The sequence below is a fragment of the Wolbachia endosymbiont of Tuta absoluta genome (assembly GCF_059414725.1).
Genome location: NZ_JBNRJY010000282.1, coordinates 1 through 1,092, shown reverse-complemented (window position 1 = coordinate 1,092; position 1,092 = coordinate 1). Strand labels below are relative to the sequence as shown.

The 1,092-nt window shown below is 35.0% G+C and carries 1 pseudogene; it reads left to right on the top strand.

From position 1 onward, the window contains the following. The first annotated feature begins 99 nt into the window (after nt 1-99). Nucleotides 100-1,040: pseudogene (locus ACJ5GX_RS03115) on the top strand (IS5 family transposase). Nucleotides 1,041-1,092 lie beyond the last annotated feature (52 nt).

The window sequence follows — 1,092 nt, the reverse complement described above, 5'->3', positions numbered from 1 at the left end:
CTGGATTCCAGCAGGCTTTGTTGCACCACTCAAGGAAAGAACAGGCAGTTACTGATGGAATTTGTTATAAAATAGATATTTAGCCGACAAAGGAAAAATATGCCAATAAGAATGAAAGTCAGTAACTGCAATGAATATAACAAATTTCTTCAAGAAAGGGGAAATGTTTTTCATTATATCAACGATGCCATTGAAAATTGGTACGAAAATAGTCCAAAAGTAGCAGGTGGCAACAATGTCTACAGCGACAAAGTAGTGATTCTAATTCACATAATAACCTATCTATTCAGGATTGGTCTTAGGCAAACAGTGGGATTTATAGAGAAATATCTTGAGCAAATAGGGAAAATTTTGCAAATTATCAGCTATTCGCAGGCTTCAAGAAGGTTTAAAAAGCTTAATATCAAAATCAACGACTGCAGAGTTGATAAGAACGATATGGAAGATATTGAAATTGCTATAGATAGTACAGGTATCAGCATCTACAATAATATTCCAGGCCATAGTAAGGCAAATGGTACAGATAGAAAGTATCGCCGCTATGAGCAAACAAGATGTAATGCTAGAGATAGGTAGTAAAAAAGTTATAGCTGCAAAATACAGTAGTGGAGTTTATTCCGACCACTATGGAGCCTGTGATCTTATTGAAAGAGTGGATACCAAGTATAACATAAGCACGATATATGCAGATAGATCGAAAGAAGTTATACAAACTGTGCGATGAGCTTGACATAAAGACAAGGATTCCTCCGCAAAATAATGCAGTAGAGCATCCAAAGTTGGATTATATGAATGAGAGAAATTCTACAATCAAGCTCATAAAGTCATATGATGAAGATGGTATGAAGAGGTGGAAAAAAGAGATAAATTATTGGAAGAGATCTTATATAGAAAGTTTTTTCTCGCGACTGAAGCAAATATTTGGATTTAGTTTTAGGAATAAATCTGAGATTAATCGTGAGAAGGAACTGCTACTCAAGTGTTATTTGCTTAACAAATTTACTGAAATAGGCATGGCTAAGTTTGATATAGCTTCATGAATTTATTATACATTACCCACTATCCGAAGAGCTGTGCAACAAAGCCCACTGG